Consider the following 20632-nt stretch of genomic DNA (forward strand, 5'->3'; position numbering starts at 1 on the left):
GGACGGGAACGGCCGGACAGGCCCTGGGCACCGGCTCTCAGCGGTTCGCCACCGCCTGCTTGATCAGGGTCTTGCCGAAGTCCCACATCAGGCCGCCGCCGCTGTGCGCGTCGTCCATCACCGCGGTGAAGGCGTCCACGAACCGGTCGACGTCGGCCTCGTCGACGACCAGCGGCGGGATCAGCTTGATCACTTCCAGGTGGTCGCCGGAGACCTGGGTGAGGATCCGGTGCTTCTGCAGCAGCGGTACGACGACCATCTGAGCGAACAGGCCCTTGCGCGCGGCCTGGAGCATCGTCCAGCGGCCGCGCAGCTTCAGCGAGGAGGGCCTGCCGAACTCGATGCCGATCATCAGGCCCCGGCCGCGGACGTCGGCGAGCAGTTCGTACCTGTCGATCAGCGCGGCCAGCCGGGACTTCAGCCGCTCGCCCGTGCGGCGCACGCCGGCGACGATCTGCTCGTTCTCCATGACCGACAGCACGGCGAGGCCGCACGCCATCGCCTGGGCGTTGGACCCGAAGCTCGCCGAGTGCACCAGCACGCGGTCCATGGACGAGTAGACCTTCTTGAAGATCCACTCCTTGCCGAGGGTGGCGCCGACGGGCACGTAGCCACCGGACAGGGCCTTGGCCACGCACACCAGGTCCGGCTCGACGCCGTCCTCGTGCTGGTAGGCGTAGAAGTCGCCGGTACGGCCGAGGCCGGTCTGCACCTCGTCGGCGATGAGCAGCGCCTTGTGCTTGTGCAGCAGCTCCTGCGCGGCCCGCAGATAGCCGGGCGGCGCCTCGTGCACGCCCTTGCCCTGGATCGGCTCCACGATCAGCGCGGCCACGTCGCCCTTCGCCAACTCCCGTGCCAGGGCGTCGAGATCGCCGAGCGGTACGGCGGTGTCGGGCAGCAGCGGGGCGAAGCCGTCCCGGAAGCCGCGCTCGCCGTTGACCGACAGCGAGCCGGTGGTCAGCCCGTGGAAGGCGTGGTCGCAGTAGAGGACACGAGGCTTGCCGGTTGCGTACCGGGCGAACTTCAGGGCCGTCTCCACCGCCTCGGTGCCGCTGTTGCCGAAGAACACCCGGTCCAGGTGCGGGCTGTGGGCCAGCAGCCGCTCGGCGAGCAGGCCGGGCAGCGGCTGGCAGTCGAAGCGGGTGAGGTCGGCCAGGTCCAGGTCCAGCACGTCGTGCAGCGCCTTGCGGACGACCGGGTGGTGGCGGCCCAGGCCCATCACTCCGAACCCGGCGAGCATGTCCAGGTAGTCGTTGCCGTCCGCGTCGAAGAAGTGGGCTCCCTCGGCACGTTCGTAGACCTTGTCGAAGCCGATGGTGTGCAGCATGCGCGGGAGCTGCGGGTTGAGGTGCCTGGCGTGCAGCTCGTAGCGTTCGGCTCCGCGCTCGGCGAGCAGGGCGCCGAGGTCGAACTCGGTGGTCATTCACTCTCCTTGGCTGTGCCGTCGACGTCCTTGACGGCCAGGCTCGCGCTGATCCGCCCGGCGATCTCGACGGGCGTGAGGCCGATGTCGGCCAGCACCTCGCTGCGCTTGGCGTGCGGCAGGAACTGCTCCGGTATGCCGAACCGCCGCACCGGCACGTCCACGTCGGCGTCACCGAGGGCCAGGGCGACGGCCGAACCGACCCCCGCGGCGCGGCTGTTGTCCTCCACCACGGCCACCAGCCGGTGTCCGGCCGCCAGACCGGGCAGCTCGGGGTCGACGGGCTTGACCCAGCGCGGGTCGACCACCGTGCAGCCGATCCCGCGGGCCTGGAGCAGTTCGGCGGCCTGGAGGCACACCGAGGCCATGACGCCGACGGCCACCAGCAGCACCTCGGGGTGTTCGGCGCGGTGCAGGACGTCCATGCCGCCGACCCGGTCGACGGCCGGGACCCGCGGGCCGGCGGTCTCCTTCGGGAAGCGGACCAGGGTGGGCGCGTCGTCCACGGCGACGGCCTCGCGCAGCTGGGCGCGCAGTTGGCCGGCGTCGCGCGGGGCGGCGATCCTCAGGCCGGGGACGACCTGGAGGACGGACATGTCCCACATGCCGTTGTGGGAGGCTCCGTCGGTACCGGTGACGCCGGCCCGGTCCAGGACGAAGGTGACCCCGCAGCGGTGCAGGGCGACGTCCATCAGCAGCTGGTCGAAGGCCCGGTTGAGGAAGGTGGCGTAGACGGCGACGACCGGGTGCAGGCCACCGGTGGCCAGGCCCGCAGCGGAGACGGCCGCGTGCTGTTCGGCGATGCCCACGTCCCACACCCGGTCCGGGAAGCGCTCGGCGAACTTCCCCAGCCCGACCGGGTGCAGCATGGCCGCCGTGATCGCCACGACGTCCTCGCGCTCCTCGCCGATCCGCACGATCTCGTCACCGAACACCGACGTCCAGGACGGGCCGCTGGACGGCGTGAGCGGCTCGCAGGTGAGCGGGTCCATCACGCCGACGCTGTGGAAGTGGTCCTCCTCGTGCGCGAGGGCGGGCTCGTAGCCGCGGCCCTTCTCGGTGAGGCAGTGGACCAGCACGGGGCCGTGGAAGCGCTTCGCGCGGCGCAGCGCGGACTCGACGGCCTTGATGTCGTGGCCGTCGATCGGGCCGAGGTACTTCAGGCCCAGGTCCTCGAACATGCCCTGCGGCGCGAAGGCGTCCTTGAAACCCTTCTTGGCGCCGTGCAGGGACTCGTAGAGGGTGCCGCCGACGACCGGGGTGCGCTGGAGGACCTCCTTGCCCCAGGCGAGGACCTTCTCGTAACCGTCGGTGGTGCGCAGCGTGGCCAGGTGGTTGGCGAGGCCGCCGATCGTGGGCGCGTAGGAACGCTCGTTGTCGTTGACCACGATGATCAGCGGCCGGTCCCGGGCCGCGGCGATGTTGTTGAGCGCCTCCCAGGCCATGCCGCCGGTCAGCGCGCCGTCGCCGATGACCGCGACCACATGGCCCTTCCCGCCCTGTACCTGGCGGGCCTTGGCGAGGCCGTCGGCCCAGCCGAGCGCGGTGGAGGCGTGGCTGTTCTCGATGACGTCGTGCTCGGACTCCTCGCGCGAGGGGTAGCCGGACAGTCCGCCCTTGCCGCGCAGTTTCGAGAAGTCCTGACGGCCGGTCAGCAGTTTGTGCACATAGCTCTGGTGGCCGGTGTCCCACAGGATGCGGTCGACCGGCGACTCGAAGACCCGGTGCAGGGCGACGGTCAGTTCCACCACGCCCAGGTTCGGGCCGAGGTGGCCGCCGGTCCTCGACACCGCGTGCACCAGGAACTCACGTATCTCCTCGGACAGTTCGCCGAGTTCCGCCTCGGACAGCGCCTTCAGGTCGCGTGGTCCCCGGATGTTCTCCAGAATGGTCACGCTCGGGCCCCCTCTCGGTCCGTGCCTCTGCCTCAACTCAACTGTCTGCGGGGGTCGTCCGCTCGGCGATCTTCATGGCCTCCTCGATGAGGGTCTCCACGATCTCGGACTCGGGGACGGTCTTGACGACCTCGCCCTTGACGAAGATCTGGCCCTTGCCGTTGCCGGAGGCGACGCCGAGGTCGGCCTCGCGGGCCTCGCCCGGACCGTTGACCACGCACCCCATCACCGCGACCCTGAGCGGTACCTCCATGCCGTCCAGGCCCGCGGTGACCTCCTCGGCGAGCTTGTAGACGTCGACCTGGGCCCGGCCGCAGGACGGGCAGGAGACGATCTCCAGGCGCCGCTGCCGCAGCCCCAGCGACTCCAGGATCCGGATGCCGACCTTGACCTCCTCGGCGGGCGGCGCGCTCAGCGAGACGCGGATGGTGTCGCCGATGCCCTGGGAGAGCAGGGCGCCGAAGGCGACCGCCGACTTGATCGTGCCCTGGAAGGCGGGGCCGGCCTCCGTGACGCCCAGGTGGAGGGGGTAGTCGCACTGCTCGGCGAGCCGGCGGTAGGCCTCGATCATCACGACCGGGTCGTTGTGCTTGACGGAGATCTTGATGTCCCGGAAGTCGTGCTCCTCGAACAGCGACGCCTCCCACAGCGCGGACTCGACCAGCGCCTCCGGGGTGGCCTTGCCGTACTTCCGGAGCAGCCGGCGGTCCAGTGAGCCGGCGTTGACGCCGATGCGGATCGGGGTGCCGTGGTCCTTGGCGGCCCTGGCGATCTCCTTGACCTTGTCGTCGAACTGCTTGATGTTGCCGGGGTTCACGCGGACCGCGGCGCAGCCGGCCTCGATGGCCGCGAAGACGTACTTGGGCTGGAAGTGGATGTCCGCGATCACCGGGATCTGCGACTTGCGCGCGATGGTCGCGAGGGCGTCCGCGTCGTCCTGGGTGGGGCAGGCGACGCGGACGATCTGGCAGCCGGACGCGGTCAGTTCCGCGATCTGCTGCAAGGTGGCGCCGATGTCCGACGTACGCGTCGTCGTCATCGACTGCACGGACACCGGGGCCCCGCCCCCGACCGCCACCGGCCCGACCTGGATCTGCCGCGACACCCGCCGCGGCGCGACCGGACGGGCCGGTACCTCGGGAACGCCCAAGGGGACGGCGGTCACCGCGTCACTCCCGGTTTCCGGAGACGGTCTCGCGCATGGCCCGCAGGGACTCCTTCAGGGAGCCCATGGTGGCGAGGACGGCGGTGGGCTCGTAGCCGCAGTGCGCCATGCAGTTGTCGCAGCGCGGGTCCTTGCCGCGCCCGTACTTGTCCCAGTCGGTCTCCTCGACCAGCTCCCGGTACGTCGGCACGTACCCGTCGCTCATCAGGTAGCAGGGGCGCTGCCAGCCGAAGAGCGAGTAGTTCGGGATCGCCCACGCGGTGCACGGGAAGTCGACCTTGCCCTCCAGGAAGTCCAGGAAGAGCGGGGAGTGGTTCAGCCGCCACTTCTTGCGGTTGCCGCCCGCGAAGGCCTTCTTGAACAGCTCGCGGGTCTGCTCGACGCCGAGGAAGTGATCCTGGTCAGGTGCCTTCTCGTAGGCGTAGGCGGGCGAGATCATCATCTCGTCGACCTTGAGGTCGTCGTTGAGGAAGTTGAGCACCTCGATGATGGTCTGCGGGGTGTCGGTGTTGAAGAAGGTGGAGTTGGTGGTCACCCGGAAGCCACGCCGCTTGGCCTCCTTGATGGCCTCCACCGCCTCGTCGAAGACGCCTTCCTTCGCCACGGACTCGTCGTGCCGCTCACGCAGCCCGTCGATGTGCACGGCGAAGGCGAAGTAGGGCGAGGGGGTGAACTTGTCCATCTTCTTGCGCAGCAGCATCGCGTTGGTGCACAGGAACACGTACTTCTTCCTGGCCACCAGCTGCCGCACGATCTCGTCGATCTGAGGGTGCATCAGCGGCTCGCCGCCGGCGATGGAGACCATCGGCGCACCGGACTCCAGCACCGCGCCCACCGCCTGGGCGACGGGCATGCGCTGCTTGAGCACCCCGGCCGGGTGCTGGATCTTGCCGCAGCCCTCGCACTTCAGATTGCAGGCGAACAGCGGTTCCAGCTCCACGATGAGCGGGAACTTGTCCCGCTTGCGAAGCTTCTGTTCGGCCAGGTATGTAGCGACCTTGATGGACTGGCGCAACGGCATGGCCATCTGGCTCACCTCCGAGGGAGCAGCAAAGAACGGTGCCATTCGAAAAATGCGGGAAGGATGGAACGGAGAACGCGGAAAGCGGATATTCCACCGCGCAGCGTGCCGATCCGGACGAGTTCGTGTTCGGGAGCGTCCACGACCACGCGGACGGCCGCGACCGGACGGCCGCCCGGGCGGACGGCGGCCAGCAGAGTGGCCGCCGACTCCATGTCGACCGCGATCGCGCCGGTGGCGAGCAGATCGGACCGCTCCGGGCCCCGGACCACGTGGTCGGAGCCGGTGAGCGGGCCGGTGTGGACCGTGCGGCCGGGCAGCAGCCGCACGAGTTCCTTGACCAGGAGTTCGGTGCCCACGCACGGGACGGTCCCGCGCGGGTCCCGGGTCTCCTCGGCGACGACCAGGTCGCCGGGGTGCATGCCGGGGGCGAGCCCGGCACAGAAGCCGGTGGCCAGCACGGCCGCGTCGGCCGCCGCCGGGCCGGCGAGGTGCCGGGTGACGGAGCGTTCCGCCGCCTTCGGGCCCATGCCCGTGCGGACGACGGTGTACGGCCCGCCGGCACCGCCGCGATCGCCGGTGCGCAGGGCGAGGTGCTCGATGCCGAGCGCGCAGGCGATCAGCAGCGGGGCCGGGGCGGGCTGGTTGCTCAAGCTCTGTTTCCCCCCGCCTCGGTGCGCGGTTTCCGGCTCAGCAGGTTGCGCTCGAAGGGGTCCCCGTGCAGGTACCGGCCGAGCGCGGTGAGCGGGAACACCTGCCGGTACAGGTGGTAGTTGATGGAGAAGTCCCAGGGGAAGCCGGTGCCGGTGAAGTACGGCTCGTCCCAGGAGCCGTCCTCCCGCTGGGTCCCGGCCAGCCACTGGACGCCTCGCTCGACGGCCTTGGACTCCTTCTCGCCCGCCGCGAGCAGCGCCATCAGCGCCCACGCGGTCTGCGAGGCGGTGGAGGCGCCCCGGCCGCTCCACTCCTTGGCGTACTTGTAGGAGCGCAGGTCCTCGCCCCAGCCGCCGTCGTCGTTCTGGACGCTCTCCAGCCAGGCCACGGCCCGCCGGATCGCCGGGTGCGAGCCGGGCAGTCCGGCCGCGGTGAGGGCGGGGACGACCGAGCCGGTGCCGTAGATGTAGTTGACGCCCCAGCGGCCGAACCACGAGCCGTTCGGCTCCTGTTCGGCGAGGAGCCAGTCGATGCCGCGCCGGGTGCGCGGGTCGTGGGCGAGGCCCTCGGCGGCGAGCATCTCCACGACGTGCGCGGTGACGTCGGCGGACGGCGGGTCGATGACCTCGCCGAAGTCGCAGAAGGGCAGCCGGTTGGGGAAGGGGCTGGTGTTGTCGACGTCGAAGGCGCCCCAGGCGCCGTTCTTCGACTGCATGCCGAGGTTCCAGCGGACGCCCCGTCCGATCGCCCTGTCCACCCGCTCCGGGTCGTGGTGCCGTACCCGGCGCAGCGCGAGGGCGACCTCGGCGGTGTCGTCGATGTCCGGGTAGTTGTCGTTGTGGAACTCGAACGCCCATCCCCCGGGCGGCAGCTGGGGTCGCCGCACGGACCAGTCGCCGGGCCGGACGATCTCCTCGCCGAGCATCCAGTCGGCCGCCTTGACCAGTTGCGGGTGGTCCACCGGCAGACCGGCGTCGACGAGGGCGATGGTGGCCAGGCAGGTGTCCCAGACCGGGGACTGGCAGGCCTCGATCATCCGGGCGCCGTCCTCGCGCCAGACGGCGAAGCGGTCCAGCGAGGCGAGGCCCTCGCGCAGCACCGGGTGCTCCAGGTCGTAGCCGAGCAGGTGCAGGGCGATGACCGAGTACACGGCCGGGGGCTGGATGCCGCCCCAGCAGCCGTCGTTCTCCTGCCGCTCGATGATCCAGCGGGCCGCCGAGTTCATCGCGGCCCTGCGCAGTCTGCGCACGGCGACCTTCCGGTAGCCGCGGACCACCTTGTCGAGCCGCTGGAAGACGCCGTCCCAGCTCGCCACGGGAGCGAGCGGCTGCGGCGGGTTCGGGTTCGCCGGGTCGGTGTGCAGCTCGTCCAGGGCGAAGGGGGCCGGGCGCACCGGGCGCTTGGCGGAGACGATGGTGAGCGGCACGATGGTCTGCCGTGCCCAGCACCCGAAGTTGTAGATGTTGAGCGGGAACCAGGTGGGGAAGTAGATGAGCTCCGGCGGGAGTTCGGGCAGGTCCTCCCACTTCCACCAGCCGAACAGGGCGAGCCAGATCCGGGTGAAGACCCGGGCCGCCGCGATGCCCCCGCGCTCGCGGATCCAGGCGGAGGCCCGCGCCATGTGCGGGGCGTCGGGCGCGTCGCCGGCCAGGCGCAGCGCGACGTACGCCTCGATGGTGGTGGACAGTTCGCCGGGCCCGCCGTAGAAGGTGGCCCAGGTGCCGTCCTCGCGCTGCTCGCCGCGGATGAACTTCGCGGCGGCCTGCGCCGTCTCCTCGTCGAGGATGCCCAGGAACTGGCGGAGCAGCAGGTCCTCGGCGTCCATGGTGACGTTGGTCTCCAGGTCGCCCTTCCACCAGCCCTGGGTGTCCTGCCTGGCGAGCAGGAAGTCGGTGGCGCGCCGAGCGGCGTGTGCTGCGGCTTCTTGTACCCCGGCCGCCTCGGGGGTGGTGAGGGTGGTGTCGCTGGCCGCGGCAGCGCGGGACGGCAAGGTCGCCCCGGTGCTTCCGTCGGTCGTCGCTGTCATGGCTTCCCCTTCGTGCAGTCGTGCGAGTCGTGCTGCTGTGGGTCCGCCGTCGGCCGGTGTCCTGATCCCTTCGACACCGGCCGGCGACTACGCGAGGCTTATCAAGCCAATGGTGATCATCTCTTTCGTACGACGACGAAGTCGGCGAGCGCCGTGAAGGAGTCCCGCACCCGGTCGGGCATGTCGACGGCGTCGAGGGCTTCGATGGCGATGGTGTGCTGGCGGCGCGCTTCCGCGGCCGTCCAGTCGCGGCCGCCCGCCTCCTCGATGAGGGCGGCCCGGCTCGCGAACTCCTCCTCGGAGAAGTTCTCGAAGTCGCTGCTCTTGGCGTCGGCGGCGAGGATCTCCCCGAGCCGCTCGGAGGCGGGGCCGCCGGCCGCGAGCGCGGCCACCACGGGCAGGGACTTCTTGCGCTGGCGCAGGTCGCTCCAGGTCTGCTTGCCGGTGGCGTCCGGGTCGCCCCAGATGCCGAGCAGGTCGTCCACGGCCTGGAAGGCGAGGCCGAGGTGGTAGCCGTATCGTTCCAGCGCGTCGGCGGTGGCCTCGTCCGCGCCGCCGAGGACGGCGCCGATGGAGGAGGCGCAGGCGAGCAGCGCGCCCGTCTTGTTGCCCTCCATCTCCAGGCACTCCTCGACGCTGACGCGGTCGCGGTGCTCGTAGGAGATGTCCTGGGCCTGGCCGTCGATCAGGGCGCGGGAGGCGGTGGTCAGGCGGCGGGTGGCGCGGCCTGCCTCGACCGTGCCGAGCTCCAGCAGCACCTCGTTGGCGAGGGCGAACAGGGCGTCCCCGACCAGGATGGCCTGGGCGGGGCCGTGCACCTTCCAGACGGTGTCGCGGTGTCGGCGCTGCTCGTCGCCGTCCATCAGGTCGTCGTGCAACAGCGAGAAGTTGTGCACGAGTTCGACGGCGACCGCGCCCGGGACGCCCGTCTCGGGCGCGGCGCCGGTGACCTCGGCGGAGAGCACGGCGAGCGCGGGGCGGACGGCCTTGCCGCCATCGCCGTCGGCGGGGTTGCCGGCGGCGTCGATCCAGCCGAAGTGGTAGGCGGCGACGGTGTCCATGGGAGGCGCCAGGCGGTCGACGGCCGCCCGCAGCACCGGTGTGGCCAGGGTTCGTCCGCGCTCCAGCAGCGCGGTCACGTCCACCGCGGCCCGTGGAGCGGGCGTCGAGGCCGGGGGCACAGTGGGCACAGTCTCTCCTCTTGTTGCGGTACCGGGGGTGCGGGGGCTCGCCGCCTGCCGATGGGGCATCAGGCCGCCTCCTCGAACTCGAAGAGGTGGCGGGGGCGGGGCCGGCCCAGGGCGCCGAGGGCGGCGTCGGCCGCGCTCACTCCGCTGCGGACCGCACTCTCCATGGTCGCGGGCCACCCGGTGGCGGTCCACGCTCCGGCCAGGTACAGGCCGGGGGCTTTGGTGCGGGCGCCGGGCCGCAGCCGCCCGACGCCGGGGGTGGGGGCGAACGTCGCCGTGCGCTCCCGGGTCACGAAGAAGTCCACCACCTGGGCCGCGCGCGTACCGGGGATCAGTCGTTCGAGCTCGGGCAGGTAGCGGGCGCGCAGGTCGGCGACCGGGGTGTCGATCTCGTCCTGCGCGGCCGACTGCGACAGCGCCAGGTACTGCCCCGTGCGCAGCCCGGAGGCGTGGGTGCGGTCGAACACCCACTGCACCGGGGTGCCGAGGGCGGCGAAGAAGGGCCGCGCGAGCACCTTGCGGTCGTAGACGACGTGGACGTTGAGGATGGGCGCGTTGCCGATCTCCAGCAGCCGGGCGGGCGCGTCGAGGGCGCCGGGCGGCAGCAGGTCGTGGGCCTCGCGCTGGGGTACGGCGAGGACGACGGCGTCGGTTTCGAGGCGCTCGCCGGGAACCTGAACGCTCCACGTCCCGTTCTCGTTGATAGAGACGGAGGTGACGCGTGTACGGACCTCGGTACGGACGCCCGCGGAGTCGAGCGCCTTGCGGGCCAGCCGGTCGTGCAGTTCGCCCAGCGGGACGTGGGCCCAGCCGATGTCGGCCGCGCCCGGTTCGGACAGCAGACCGGTCTTGAACACCATCGCGGCGAGCCCCAGCGAGGCGTCGCCCGCGACCGCGTTGAGGGTGGCCACCCCGACCAGGTCCCACAGGGCCTCGACGGCGCGCGCCGACTGGCCGTGTGCGGCCAGCCAGCCGCCGAAGTCCTGGGTGTCCAGGGCCGGGTCGGCGAGGTCGAGTCCCTTCAGCGCGAGCGCGGCGCGCCCGACGGAGGCGCGCTCGGCGAGCGAGAGGTGCGGGTAGGCGGCCAGGCTGCGTCCCAGGTGGAGGGGGACGGGCAGCGGGTCGCGCCGCAGCCTGCCGAGCCGCCGTCCCTCGGGCTTGGCGACGTCGACGACGGGTACGTCCAGGCGGTCCTGCAGCGGTGCCAGCGCCGCGCCCTCGATCCGGTCGAGGAACCAGCGGTAGGCGGTGCAGCAGCGCAGGTACACGTGCTGGCCGTTGTCGACGGTCAGTTCGCCGCGCTGGAAGGAGAAGGCGAGGCCGCCCAGCCTGGGCCTGCCTTCGAGCAGGGTGACCTGGACGCCGGCGTCGGCCAGGGCGAGGGCCGCGGTGATCCCGGCGAGGCCGCCGCCGACCACGACGGCGCTCCGGCGTGCGGTGCGCGGGGTGCCGGGCCGGGGTGGTACGGGTGAGCTGTCGCTCATCGTGCGTCCTTCCGTGCGAGCGCTCCGCGGGCGGGGCCGGTGAGGGCCGCCTCCCGTCCGCGGCCACGTCGTGGCTGGGCGTGCCCACCCGGCGGTAGCCGCACGTCGGACACGGCCCCGCGTCCCTTCGGGGCGCGAGCCTGGTGGTTGAACGGTGCACGCCCGGCCGTCGCAGTCAGGGACGCCACGCCGCGGGAGAGGGTTGCCTCTCGCATGCCGTCCGGTGCGGCCGGCCCTGGTTCGGTGCGCTGCATCAGGCGCGCCTCCGGACGGAGCGCCGGGAGACGGGGCGGGTCACGTGCCGGGTGTCGAGGCCGGACAGGCCGCGGACGGCGACGTAGGCCTTCTCGTGGCCGGGCAGCGAGACGCGGCCGCGCAGCACGGCCTCCGGGTCGCGTTCGATGCGGTCCAGCAGCCGCCGGTAGATGCCCGCCATCGCGGCCACGCAGGCGCCGCTGCGCCGGTCGAGCATGGGCAGCAGCCGGTAGCCCTCGGCGAACAGGGCCCGGGCGCGCCGCACTTCGAAGTGGACGAGGCCGGCGAAGTCGGAGCCCTCCGGCGGGGTCGGCCCGTCGAATCCGGCCGAGCAGCCGAACTTGGCGAGGTCGTCGGCGGGCAGATAGGTACGGCCGCCGGCCGCGTCCTCGCGGACGTCGCGGAGGATGTTGGTGAGCTGCAGGGCCAGGCCCAGCGTGTCGGCGTACTCGGCGGCGCGCTCGGCGCCCCGGGCTCCCGGCTCGGTGCCGAACACGCCGAGCGAGAGGCGGCCGATGGCACCGGCGACACACCGGCAGTAGACCTTGAGGTCGTCCCAGGTCTCGTAGGTCTCGCCACGCACGTCCATCTGGACGCCGTCGATCAGCTCGTCCAGGCCGCCGAGCGGGATCGGGAAGGCGCCCGCGGCATGGCTGAGGGCGACGGCCACCGGGTCGGTGTCGTCCTCCTCCACCTCGCCGTCCCGGACCCGGGCGAGCAGTGCCCGGGTGTCCTCCAGCCGCGTCAGCTTCACCTCGTCGGCCAGGTCGCCGTCGCCGATGTCGTCCACGCGCCGGGAGAACGCGTACAGCGCCGACATGGCGCGGCGCTTGGCCGTCGGCAGCAGCCGGATGCCGTACGCGAAGTTACGGGCCTGGTGCCCGGTGACGGCCTCGCAGTAGCTGTAGGCGGCGAGTACCGGCGCGGACACGTGCGGCGCAGACTCCACGGTCCGGATCACCCCTCTCCTCGCAGGATCACGCCCGCCTCACGCAGCAACTGGACCTTGCCGGGTCGGGGCGGGCCGGGAAGTACGTCGTATTCGGCGGCGGCGATCGCCCGGATCGCCGCTCTTCCCCCCGCCAGGAACCCCGCGAGCAGCAGCTTCAGCCTGCCGTGGACGCTACCCACCAGGGGGGCGCCTTCATTCAGCAGATCGCCGGCGCGTTGTGCTTCGTATGCAACCAGGGCGCGCACCGATGCGCTCGCGTTTTTCGCTGCGAGGTCCGCTTCCTGGACGTGGAAGCGTTTCATGTCCTCGACGGGGAGGTAGATCCGGTCGCGGCCGAGGTCCTCGGCGACGTCCTGAACGTGCTCCACGATCTGCAGTGCCGTGCAGATCGCGTCGGAGAGCCGGATCCGCTCGGGGGTGGCGGTGCCGGTGACGGCGAGCACGAGGCGGCCGACGGGGTTGGCGGACAGCTCGCAGTAGGCGAGCAGGTCGTCGTAGGTCTCGTACCGGGTGACGAGCTGGTCCTGGCGGTTCGCGGCGATCAGCCCGAGGAACGGCTCGGGGGTGAGGCCGCGGCGGCGGACGGTGGGCTGCAGGCGGCGCAGCAGCGGGTGGCGCGGGGTGCCGCCGAAGACGCGGCGCAGATCGGCCTCGAAGGCGTCGAGGAGGGCCAGCCGGTCCTCGGCCGCCGCGGGCGACACGCCGAGCAGCCTGGCGTCGCCGCCGCCGGGGGCGAGGTCGCCGTCACCGATGTCGTCCACGAGGCGGGCGAAGCCGTAGACGGCCATGAGGTCGTCGCGCCACGCCCGGGGCAGGAAGAAGGGGGCCACGGGGAAGTTCTCGCTCGCGGCCTTGTCCAGCGTGGCGCGTTCCAGGTCGGGCACCTCGGCGGCGGCCGTCATCGGGCGCTGCCCGGGGCGGAGACGGCACATGCTCCACCGAGCAGGGGAGTTTCCGTAGCCATTGCCGTCACATCTCCCGTTCTACACTGCCGACCCAATACACACTATTTCGGACACGCCGCCCCGCGCCGCGCGGGGGCGCCCTGCCGCAGGGTGTCGCGCATTATCGCCCCACTTGCCGGTTTCCGGCACCGGTACAGCTTACGTTGTACAACGCGGCACCGGCCGTCGGGGTGTCCTGCACATCACAACAACACACCGATTGGCTCCAAGATTCCTACGAGCGGCCCGAGTTGACGTTTCCTTTGCAGACGCAGGGCCCCGCCGGACGCATTCCGACGGGGCCCTGGCCGAAAAGGGTCACTTGCCCGTGAACTTCTCGTACTCCTTCAGGACCTCGTCGGTAGGTCCGTCCATGCGCAGCTCGCCGCGTTCCAGCCACAGCACCCGGTTGCAGGTGTCGCGGATGGACTTGTTGTTGTGACTGACCAGAAAGACCGTTCCGGCCTCCTTGCGCAGTTCCCGGATGCGGTCCTCGGAGCGCTTCTGGAACTTGCGGTCACCGGTGGCCAGCGCCTCGTCGATCATGAGGACGTCGTGGTCCTTGGCGGCGGCGATGGAGAAGCGCAGGCGCGCCGCCATGCCGGACGAGTAGGTGCGCATCGGCAGGGTGATGAAGTCGCCCTTCTCGTTGATGCCCGAGAAGTCGACGATGTCCTGGTAGCGCTCCTTGATCTGCTCCCGGGACATGCCCATGGCGAGACCGCCGAGGATCACGTTCCGCTCGCCCGTCAGGTCGTTCATCAGGGCCGCGTTCACGCCCAGCAGGGACGGCTGGCCGTCGGTGTAGACCTTGCCCTTCTCCGCGGGCAGCAGGCCGGCGATGGCGCGCAGCAGGGTGGACTTGCCGGAGCCGTTGGAGCCGATGAGGCCGATGGCCTCGCCGCGGTAGGCGACGAAGGACACGCCGCGCACGGCGTGCACCTTGCGCACCCCGCGGGCCGCGTCGTCGGAGCCGCGCCTGAGGATCCGGCTCAGGGCCGCCGTCGCGCTGCCCTTGCCGGTCTTGGCGCCGTTGACCCGGTAGACGATGTGCAGGTCGTCCGCGATGACCGTCGGACGGTGATCCTGGGTGTTCTGCTCAGCCACGGCCGTACCGCTCCTCCGCCTTCCAGAAGTACACGAAGCCGCCCACGGCGAAGAGCACGGCCCAGCCGCCGGCCGCGGCCCAGACGTGGTCCGGCAGGTCCCCGGAACCGTAGCCGTCGATCAGGGCGAAACGCATCAGGTCCATGTAGATGGCGGCCGGGTTCCACTGCAGGACCGTCGCGATCCACTGCGGCTTGTCCGCCAGCATGACCGGGATGGAGAACATCACCCCGGACGCGTACATCCACGTACGCATCACGAACGGCATGAGCTGGGCCAGGTCCGGGGTCTTCGCGCCGGCGCGGGCCATGATCAGCGCGAGCCCGGTGTTGAACAGGAACTGCAGCGCCAGCACCGGCACGATCAGCAGCCAGGACAGGCTCGGGTAGCTGCCGAAGCCGATCGCCACGATGAACAGCACGAGCATCGAGAACAGCAGCTGCTGGAGCTGCTGGAGCGAGAAGGAGATCGGCAGGGAGGCGCGCGGGAAGTGCAGGGCGCGCACCAGGCCGAGGTTGCCGGAGATCGCGCGGACGCCGGACATCACCGAACTCTGGGTGAAGGTGAAGACGAAGACGCCGGTCACCAGGAACGGGATGTAGACGTCCCGGGACATGCCGCGGCTGGCGTGCAGGATCACACCGAAGATGAAGAAGTACACGGCCGCGTTCAGCAGCGGCGTGGCCACCTGCCAGAGCTGGCCCAGCTTGGCCTGGCTGTACTGGGCGGTCAGCTTCGCCTGGGAGAAGGCGAGGATGAAGTGGCGGCGCCCCCAGAGCTGACGGACGTACTCCACGAGCGAGGGCCGGGCGCCGCTCACGGAGAGCCCGTACTTGGCGGCCAGCTCGGCCGCCGTCAGTCCCTCGTCGGGCGACGGGGCCGCGGTCACCGCGACCGTGCCGTCGTGCGTGGTCTCACTCACAGGTGGAAACTTTCGTCTTCGGGTTCGCGTGTTCTGTTCGTCGTCCGGTACGCCCGGGCGCTCAGGGACGAGCTTGTCAGATGACCGGGGGACGGCCCAGTCGGGTGAGTCGCCACACGGTACGCCAGCGCATCGGGCGGCGCGGACCGCAGGGCGTGGTCCAGCCTTCCCGGAAGCCGCCGAACCAGGCCTTCAGGGCCGGCCGCGAGGGGCGGCGGAGCAGGGTGAGCAGCAGCCAGACGCCGAGGTAGACCGGGACCAGGAGGGCGGGGAGGTTGCGGCGGGCGAGCCAGACGCGGTTGCGGGCGACCATCCGGTGGTAGACCGCGTGCCGCGAGGGCGCGGTCGTCGGGTGGTACAGCACCATGTCGGACCGGTAGTCGATCATCCAGCCCGCGTCGAGGGCCCGCCAGGCCAGGTCGGTCTCCTCGTGGGCGTAGAAGAACTCGTCCGGGAGCCCGCCCACCTCGGCGAAGACCCGGGTGCGGACGGCGTTGGCGCCACCGAGGAAGGTGGTCACCCGGGAGGAGCGCATCGGGTCGGAGGCGCGCAGCCGGGGGACGTGCCGGCGCTGGGTCTCGCCGGTGTCGGGGTCGGCGATGCGGAAGCTGATGATGCCCAGCTCCGGGTCGGCGGCGAAGGCCTCGCGGCACAGCTCGGCGGTGTCGTGCCGGGCGAGCAGGCCGTCGTCGTCGAGGAAGAGCAGTATGTCGACATCGCGGCCGCCGGGACCGAAGGCCTCTATGCCGACGTTGCGGCCGCCCGGGATGCCCAGGTTCTCGGGCAGCTCCAGGGTCCGCACGCCCTCCGGCACGTCCGGGACGGGCGAGCCGTTGCCGACGACGACCACCTCGACCGGGTCGCCGTCCTGCCTGGCGACGGAGTCGAGCAGGGCGCGCAGCTCCTCGGGACGGTTGCCCATGGTGATGACCACGGCGCCGACCTTCATGGGCGCGCTCACTTCAGCCTGCTGGAGGCGAGGATGGACACCAGGTGCAGCAGCGTCTGGAGCATCGCGATGCCGGCGAGCACGGCCGTACCGAGGCGGGTGAAGAACAGGTCGCCGCGGGCCTGGTCCAGGATCGCGAGGACCACGATGAGCAGCGAGGCCTCGATGCCGAGGATGAGCCGGTGGAACTTCAGCGCCGACGCGGCCCGCCGGGCCAGCGCCATGCCGGAGGAGCGCGGCTCGGAGGCGGCCTCCTGCACCGGGGGCCTGCCGGTCTGGTGCCGGGCGACACCGACCAGGTCGGTCTCGGCCTTGATCAGGATGGCGCCGAGCGCGGCGAGGGTGCCGAGGAAGGCCCACAGCCAGTCGATCCGGCCGGTGCCCCACAGGTCGGCGGCGCGCAGACCGAGTCCGACCAGGACGGCCGCGTCGGTGAGGTAGGCGCCGACGCGGTCCAGGTAGACCCCGCCGAGCGAGTACTGCTTCTTCCAGCGCGCGATCTCGCCGTCGACGCAGTCCAGCAGCAGGTACAGCTGGGTGGCGACCACGCCCAGCACGGCGCCCGCGATCCCCGGCACCAGCAGGGCCGGGGCCGCGAGCACACCGCAGACGGTCATCAGGTACGTGAGCTGGTTGGGCGTGACCCTGGTGTTCACCAGGTAGCGGTCGACGCGCAGGGACACCTCGCGCATGTAGAGGCGTCCCGCCCAGTGCTCACCGCTGCGCCGGTCCTTCACCCCCGCGGGGTGGACGACCGGACGGAGTTCAGCTACCGATGGCCTTGACATAGTCGGCGTAGATGTCCTTGATCTGGTTCGTCTTGAGGTCGAGGTGTTCGAGGATCGTGTAGCGGCCGGGCCGGGTCTCGGGGGCGAACTCCACGGCGCGGACGAACTCGTCCAGCGTGAAGCCGATCTCGTCCGGGGTGACCGGAAGCCCGTGCCGGCGCAGCACCTCGGCCATGTACGCCGACTCCTCGTGGGCGCCGCGCAGGTACATCGCGAAGGCGGCGCCGAGGCCGCACTGCTCGCCGTGGGCCGCGGCGCGCTTGGGGTAGAGCAGGTCGAAGGCGTGGTTGATCTCGTGGCAGGCGCCGGAGGACGGGCGGGAGTCGCCCGACACCGACATGGCGATGCCGGTGAGGACCAGCGCCTCCGCCAGCACCTGGAGGAAGCCGTCGTCGCCGACTCCCCCGGGGTGCCGGAGCACCGCCTCGCCCGCCTGGCGGGCCATGGCGGCGGCCAGGCCGTCGATCTTCTCGCCGTTGACCCGGTTGGCCAGCTCCCAGTCCGCGACCGCGGAGATGTTGGAGATGGCGTCACCGATGCCGGAGCGGACGAACCGGACGGGTGCCTCGCGGATCACGTCGAGGTCGATGATGACCGCGATGGGGTTGGGCACGCCGTACGAGCCGCGGCCCGCGTCGTTGTCGAGGGTCGCGACCGGTGAGCACAGGCCGTCGTGGGCGAGGTTGGTGGCGACGGCGACCAGCGGCAGGCCGACCCGGGCCGCCGCGAACTTGGCGCAGTCGATGATCTTCCCGCCGCCGAGCCCGACGACCGCGTCGTAGTGGCCGGCCTTTATGTCGCCGGCCAGCCGCACCGCGTCGTCGATGGTGCCGCCGCCGACCTCGTACCAGGTGGCGCCGGGCAGGGTGGGCGCGATCCGTTCGCGCAGCCGGGCGCCGGAGCCGCCGCTGACGGCGATGGCGAGCTTGCCGGACTGCGAGACGCGCTCGTCGGCGAGGACCGAGGCCAGGTCGTCCAGGGCACCCGGGCGGATGTCCACGACGACCGGCGAGGGGATCAGCCGGGTCAGTACTGGCACGCGATCTCCCGTCCGCGAGCGAGATCGTCGTGGTTGTCGATCTCCACCCACTTGACGTCGCCGATCGGCGCGACGTCGATACGGAAGCCGCGGTTGACCAGCTCCTGGTAGCCGTGCTCGTAGAACTGCTGCGGGTCGGTCTCCCAGACCGTCTTCAGCGCGTCCGCCAGCTCCGGCGCGGCGTCGCCCTCGATGAGGGTGACGCCGATGTACTCACCGGTGGCCTCGGCCGGGTCCATCAGCTTGGTGATCCTCGTCATGCCCCGGTCGGGGTCGACGACGACCTTCATCTCCTCGTCGGCCAGGTCCTTCACCGTGTCCAGCGCGAGGATGATCTTCTTGCCGTCGCCGCGGGCGGCGAGCAGGGTCTTCTCGACGGAGACCGGGTGCACGGTGTCGCCGTTGGCGAGGATCACACCGTCCTTGAGGGCGTCACGGCCGCACCACAGGGAGTAGGCGTTGTTCCACTCCTCGGCCTTGTCGTTGTCGATGAGGGTGAGCTTCAGGCCGTACTTGGCCTCCAGGGCCGCCTTGCGCTCGTACACGGCCTCCTTGCGGTAGCCGACGATGACCGCGACCTCGGTCAGCCCGATCTCGGCGAAGTTGCCGAGCGTGAGGTCCAGGACCGTCGGTTCGCCCTCTATGCCCGCGGGCCCCACCGGCACCAGCGCCTTGGGCAGGCTGTCGGTGTAGGGGCGCAGACGCCGTCCGGCGCCGGCCGCGAGCACGAGGCCGATCATGCGGGTTCTCCTTCGTCGTGTACGGCGGGCGCCCCAGCGGACACCCAGAAGCGGATGCTCTCGACGAGCACCAGCAGGGCGACGGCCACGGCGAGGACCGTGAGCGCGGCCTTGAACTGCGAAGCGGTGAGCACCGCGGCCAGGACGGTGACGAGCAGCGTCCGCCCCTCGTGCCCCCCGATGGCGCGCACCAGCCAGGCCGGAGGCGCTCCGGCGTCGCCGCGGATGCGGTACACCGTGTCGTAGTGATGGTAGGCGACGGCCGCCACCAGGCCGAAAGCCGCGGGCAGGGCCCCGTTCACGCCCGCTTTGCCTGCCAGGGCGAGGACGGTGCCGTACTCGGCGGCCCGGAAGAAGGGCGGGACCAGCCAGTCGAGGGCGCCCTTGAGGGGGCGGGCGACGGCGAGCGCCGAGGTGAGGACGTACACGGCGGCACCGGCCACCGGAAGCACGCCGCCGAAGCCGGTGAGGGCCGAGGAGGCCACCACAGCGGCGCCGCCGAGCAGGGCCGCGGCGGGCACGGCGAGCCCGGGCAGACCGCGCCGGAACACCCGCCCGACCGCCGCGGCGAGCGGGCCGGAGTCGGCGAGGTCGGCCAGGGCCTGCGCGGCCCGGTCGGTGCGCCGGGCCCTGCGGGTCACCGAGCGCAGCACGCGACCGGCCGTGGTGTAGGTCGCGGCGAAGGCGCAGCCGGCGAGCAGGACGTAGAAGGTGATCCGCGGGGTGGTGGCCGCGGTGAGGACCGCGATCATCGCCCAGCGCTCGCCGATCGGCAGCACGATCATGCGGCGCACCCAGACCGTCCAGCCGACGCTGTCGAGCTTGTCGGAGAGGGCGGCGGTGGGGCTGGTGTTGGCGGTGGCGTCGTGGTTGGCCTCGTTGAAGGAGAAGTCGACCACGTGCCGGCAGGTCTGCAGGATCATCGCGCCGAGGGCGAGGGCCCACACGTCGTCGCCGCCGCGGGCCGCGCCGAGGGCGAGGCCCGCGTAGTAGGCGTACTCCTTGGCCCGGTCGAAGGTGGCGTCGAGCCAGGCACCGAGGGTGGAGTACTTCAGGGCGTAGCGGGCGAGCTGGCCGTCGGTGCAGTCCAGGACGAAGGAGGCGATCAGCAGCACACCGGCCGCGACGAACCCGCCGCGGGTGCCGGTGGCCGCGCAGCCGGCCGCGATCAGCGCGGTGAGCAGCGAGGCCGTGGTGACCTGGTTGGGGGTCAGGCCGCGGCGGGCGCACCAGCGGGCGATGTAGCGCGAGTAGGGGCTGATGAAGAACGTGGTGAAGAACCCGTCACGGGACTTCACGGCCGACTTCAGGCGGACGGCCTCGTCGTCCACGGCGGCGACGGCCTGCCGGGCCTCGTTGCGGGTCTGCGGGTCGTCCGGCACCGTGGCGACCAGGCTGCCCAGCTCCGGCCGGTGCACCGCGCCGGCGTCGGCCTCCAGGGCGGTGGCGACGCGGTCGGCGAGGCTGTCCACGGCGAGCGCGGGAGCTCCGCCGGACCCGGCGGTACCGCCGTCGGCGGAGGTCTCGCGGGCCACGGCCCGGGTGAGGGCCTGCCGGGCGGCGGGCTGGGCGGTGACGGCGCCGGGCACGGCGGCGAGCGGGAAGCGCGGGTCGGTCAGGCCGAGGCGCAGCGCGTGGAGGTGGCCGACGAAGCGGGCGTCGACCAGGGCCACGCGCCGGTCGGCCGGTACGGCGGCGAGCAGGGACTCCGTCTCGGCGGCGTCGGCGGCCACGCGCACGTCGAAGCCGAGGGACCGCAGATCGTGCTCCAGTGACGATCCGGGGACCGGCTGACCGGTGACGATGGCCGTCGACAACCGAATTCACTCCCTGGGTGCCGGCGCACGGGCGCCGGTCGTCTGCGTGGTGGGGCGCCCCTGCCTGCGGCACCCGGGCGGCATGTCGGCAGAGGCTATCGGATGGGCCGGAGCCGGTGTTCACCGGCCGTTCACGGCCCGGCTCACGAGGGCTGTCCGGACCTTTGCCACGATCATCATCGGGGATCCGGGGCCCGGCCCACAAACTCATGGGGCAGACCCGGGCAACCAGGACACCGGAGCGACTCGGCATAGGGTGGA

At 71.7% G+C, this 20632-nt stretch carries 18 protein-coding genes; all 18 read right to left on the reverse strand.

The features are described from left to right. Positions 1-37: 37 nt before the first annotated feature. Positions 38-1423: an aspartate aminotransferase family protein gene (locus ACZ4VF_RS03195; RefSeq protein WP_467922816.1), complete on the reverse strand. Its 1386-nt coding sequence runs from the start codon at positions 1421-1423 to the stop codon at positions 38-40. Then, on the reverse strand, positions 1420-3318 hold the full coding sequence (gene dxs, locus ACZ4VF_RS03200) for a 1-deoxy-D-xylulose-5-phosphate synthase (protein ID WP_467922817.1): 1899 nt from the start codon (positions 3316-3318) through the stop codon (positions 1420-1422). Before dxs ends, ACZ4VF_RS03195 begins: the two co-directional genes overlap by 4 nt. Positions 3319-3355: 37 nt before the next feature. Further along, the gene (gene ispG, locus ACZ4VF_RS03205) at positions 3356-4483 is read right to left on the reverse strand and encodes a flavodoxin-dependent (E)-4-hydroxy-3-methylbut-2-enyl-diphosphate synthase (RefSeq protein ID WP_467922819.1); all 1128 of its coding nucleotides are present in this window, start codon (positions 4481-4483) and stop codon (positions 3356-3358) included. 4 nt (positions 4484-4487) lie between these two features. Further along, positions 4488-5510, reverse strand: coding sequence for an adenosyl-hopene transferase HpnH (gene hpnH, locus ACZ4VF_RS03210; RefSeq protein ID WP_356160829.1), 1023 nt, complete (start codon positions 5508-5510; stop codon positions 4488-4490). Positions 5511-5515: 5 nt separating this feature from the next. Then, a complete protein-coding gene (locus tag ACZ4VF_RS03215) occupies positions 5516-6157 on the reverse strand; it encodes a phosphorylase family protein (RefSeq protein WP_467922820.1) in 642 nt (213 codons plus the stop codon). After that, positions 6154-8184, reverse strand: a complete 2031-nt coding sequence (gene shc / locus ACZ4VF_RS03220; RefSeq protein ID WP_467922821.1) for a squalene--hopene cyclase — start codon at positions 8182-8184, stop codon at positions 6154-6156. Before shc ends, ACZ4VF_RS03215 begins: the two co-directional genes overlap by 4 nt. Positions 8185-8300: 116 nt before the next feature. Further along, a complete protein-coding gene (locus ACZ4VF_RS03225; protein WP_467923758.1) occupies positions 8301-9365 on the reverse strand; it encodes a polyprenyl synthetase family protein in 1065 nt (354 codons plus the stop codon). Between the two features lie 68 nt (positions 9366-9433). Next, positions 9434-10858, reverse strand: coding sequence for a hydroxysqualene dehydroxylase HpnE (hpnE, locus tag ACZ4VF_RS03230; RefSeq protein ID WP_467922822.1), 1425 nt, complete (start codon positions 10856-10858; stop codon positions 9434-9436). After that, a complete protein-coding gene (locus ACZ4VF_RS03235) occupies positions 10855-11112 on the reverse strand; it encodes a DUF6380 family protein (protein ID WP_467922823.1) in 258 nt (85 codons plus the stop codon). Before ACZ4VF_RS03235 ends, hpnE begins: the two co-directional genes overlap by 4 nt. Then, positions 11112-12074, reverse strand: coding sequence for a presqualene diphosphate synthase HpnD (gene hpnD, locus ACZ4VF_RS03240; RefSeq protein ID WP_467922825.1), 963 nt, complete (start codon positions 12072-12074; stop codon positions 11112-11114). The genes ACZ4VF_RS03235 and hpnD overlap by 1 nt, the downstream gene beginning before the upstream one ends. Continuing rightward, complete coding sequence (gene hpnC / locus ACZ4VF_RS03245) at positions 12071-12967, reverse strand: squalene synthase HpnC (protein ID WP_467922826.1); 897 nt, start codon at positions 12965-12967, stop codon at positions 12071-12073. The genes hpnD and hpnC overlap by 4 nt, the downstream gene beginning before the upstream one ends. 360 nt (positions 12968-13327) lie before the next feature. Next, entirely contained in the window at positions 13328-14116 is a 789-nt protein-coding gene (locus ACZ4VF_RS03250) for an ABC transporter ATP-binding protein (protein ID WP_467922827.1), read from the reverse strand. Beyond that, positions 14109-15038: an ABC transporter permease gene (locus tag ACZ4VF_RS03255; RefSeq protein ID WP_467922828.1), complete on the reverse strand. Its 930-nt coding sequence runs from the start codon at positions 15036-15038 to the stop codon at positions 14109-14111. The genes ACZ4VF_RS03250 and ACZ4VF_RS03255 overlap by 8 nt, the downstream gene beginning before the upstream one ends. Before the next feature lie 76 nt (positions 15039-15114). Further along, positions 15115-15987 carry a glycosyltransferase family 2 protein gene (locus ACZ4VF_RS03260; protein ID WP_467923759.1) on the reverse strand — a complete coding sequence of 291 codons (873 nt, stop codon included), beginning with the start codon at positions 15985-15987 and terminating at the stop codon, positions 15115-15117. An 8-nt stretch (positions 15988-15995) separates the two neighbouring features. Beyond that, positions 15996-16775 carry a CDP-alcohol phosphatidyltransferase family protein gene (locus ACZ4VF_RS03265; RefSeq protein ID WP_467922829.1) on the reverse strand — a complete coding sequence of 260 codons (780 nt, stop codon included), beginning with the start codon at positions 16773-16775 and terminating at the stop codon, positions 15996-15998. Beyond that, positions 16753-17814: an iron-containing alcohol dehydrogenase family protein gene (locus ACZ4VF_RS03270; RefSeq protein ID WP_467922830.1), complete on the reverse strand. Its 1062-nt coding sequence runs from the start codon at positions 17812-17814 to the stop codon at positions 16753-16755. Before ACZ4VF_RS03270 ends, ACZ4VF_RS03265 begins: the two co-directional genes overlap by 23 nt. Then, complete coding sequence (locus ACZ4VF_RS03275) at positions 17802-18554, reverse strand: phosphocholine cytidylyltransferase family protein (RefSeq protein ID WP_467922832.1); 753 nt, start codon at positions 18552-18554, stop codon at positions 17802-17804. The genes ACZ4VF_RS03270 and ACZ4VF_RS03275 overlap by 13 nt, the downstream gene beginning before the upstream one ends. After that, positions 18551-20371 (reverse strand): DUF5941 domain-containing protein, encoded by a 1821-nt coding sequence (locus ACZ4VF_RS03280; protein ID WP_467922833.1) that lies wholly within the window; start codon positions 20369-20371, stop codon positions 18551-18553. The genes ACZ4VF_RS03275 and ACZ4VF_RS03280 overlap by 4 nt, the downstream gene beginning before the upstream one ends. Positions 20372-20632: the final 261 nt, after the last annotated feature.

It is taken from the genome of Streptomyces sp. NPDC029151, assembly GCF_055564315.1.

Bases quoted from the DNA above. Each gene is read 5' to 3' on its own strand.
- ACZ4VF_RS03275 (WP_467922832.1), bottom strand. From the start codon at position 18,554: ATGATCGGCCTCGTGCTCGCGGCCGGCGCCGGACGGCGTCTGCGCCCC.
- hpnC (WP_467922826.1), bottom strand. From the start codon at position 12,967: ATGACGGCCGCCGCCGAGGTGCCCGACCTGGAACGCGCCACGCTGGAC.
- hpnE (WP_467922822.1), bottom strand. From the start codon at position 10,858: ATGAGCGACAGCTCACCCGTACCACCCCGGCCCGGCACCCCGCGCACC.
- shc (WP_467922821.1), bottom strand. From the start codon at position 8,184: ATGACAGCGACGACCGACGGAAGCACCGGGGCGACCTTGCCGTCCCGC.
- ACZ4VF_RS03260 (WP_467923759.1), bottom strand. From the start codon at position 15,987: ATGAAGGTCGGCGCCGTGGTCATCACCATGGGCAACCGTCCCGAGGAG.
- ACZ4VF_RS03265 (WP_467922829.1), bottom strand. From the start codon at position 16,775: ATGTCAAGGCCATCGGTAGCTGAACTCCGTCCGGTCGTCCACCCCGCG.
- ACZ4VF_RS03195 (WP_467922816.1), bottom strand. From the start codon at position 1,423: ATGACCACCGAGTTCGACCTCGGCGCCCTGCTCGCCGAGCGCGGAGCC.
- hpnH (WP_356160829.1), bottom strand. From the start codon at position 5,510: ATGGCCATGCCGTTGCGCCAGTCCATCAAGGTCGCTACATACCTGGCC.
- ACZ4VF_RS03235 (WP_467922823.1), bottom strand. From the start codon at position 11,112: ATGCAGCGCACCGAACCAGGGCCGGCCGCACCGGACGGCATGCGAGAG.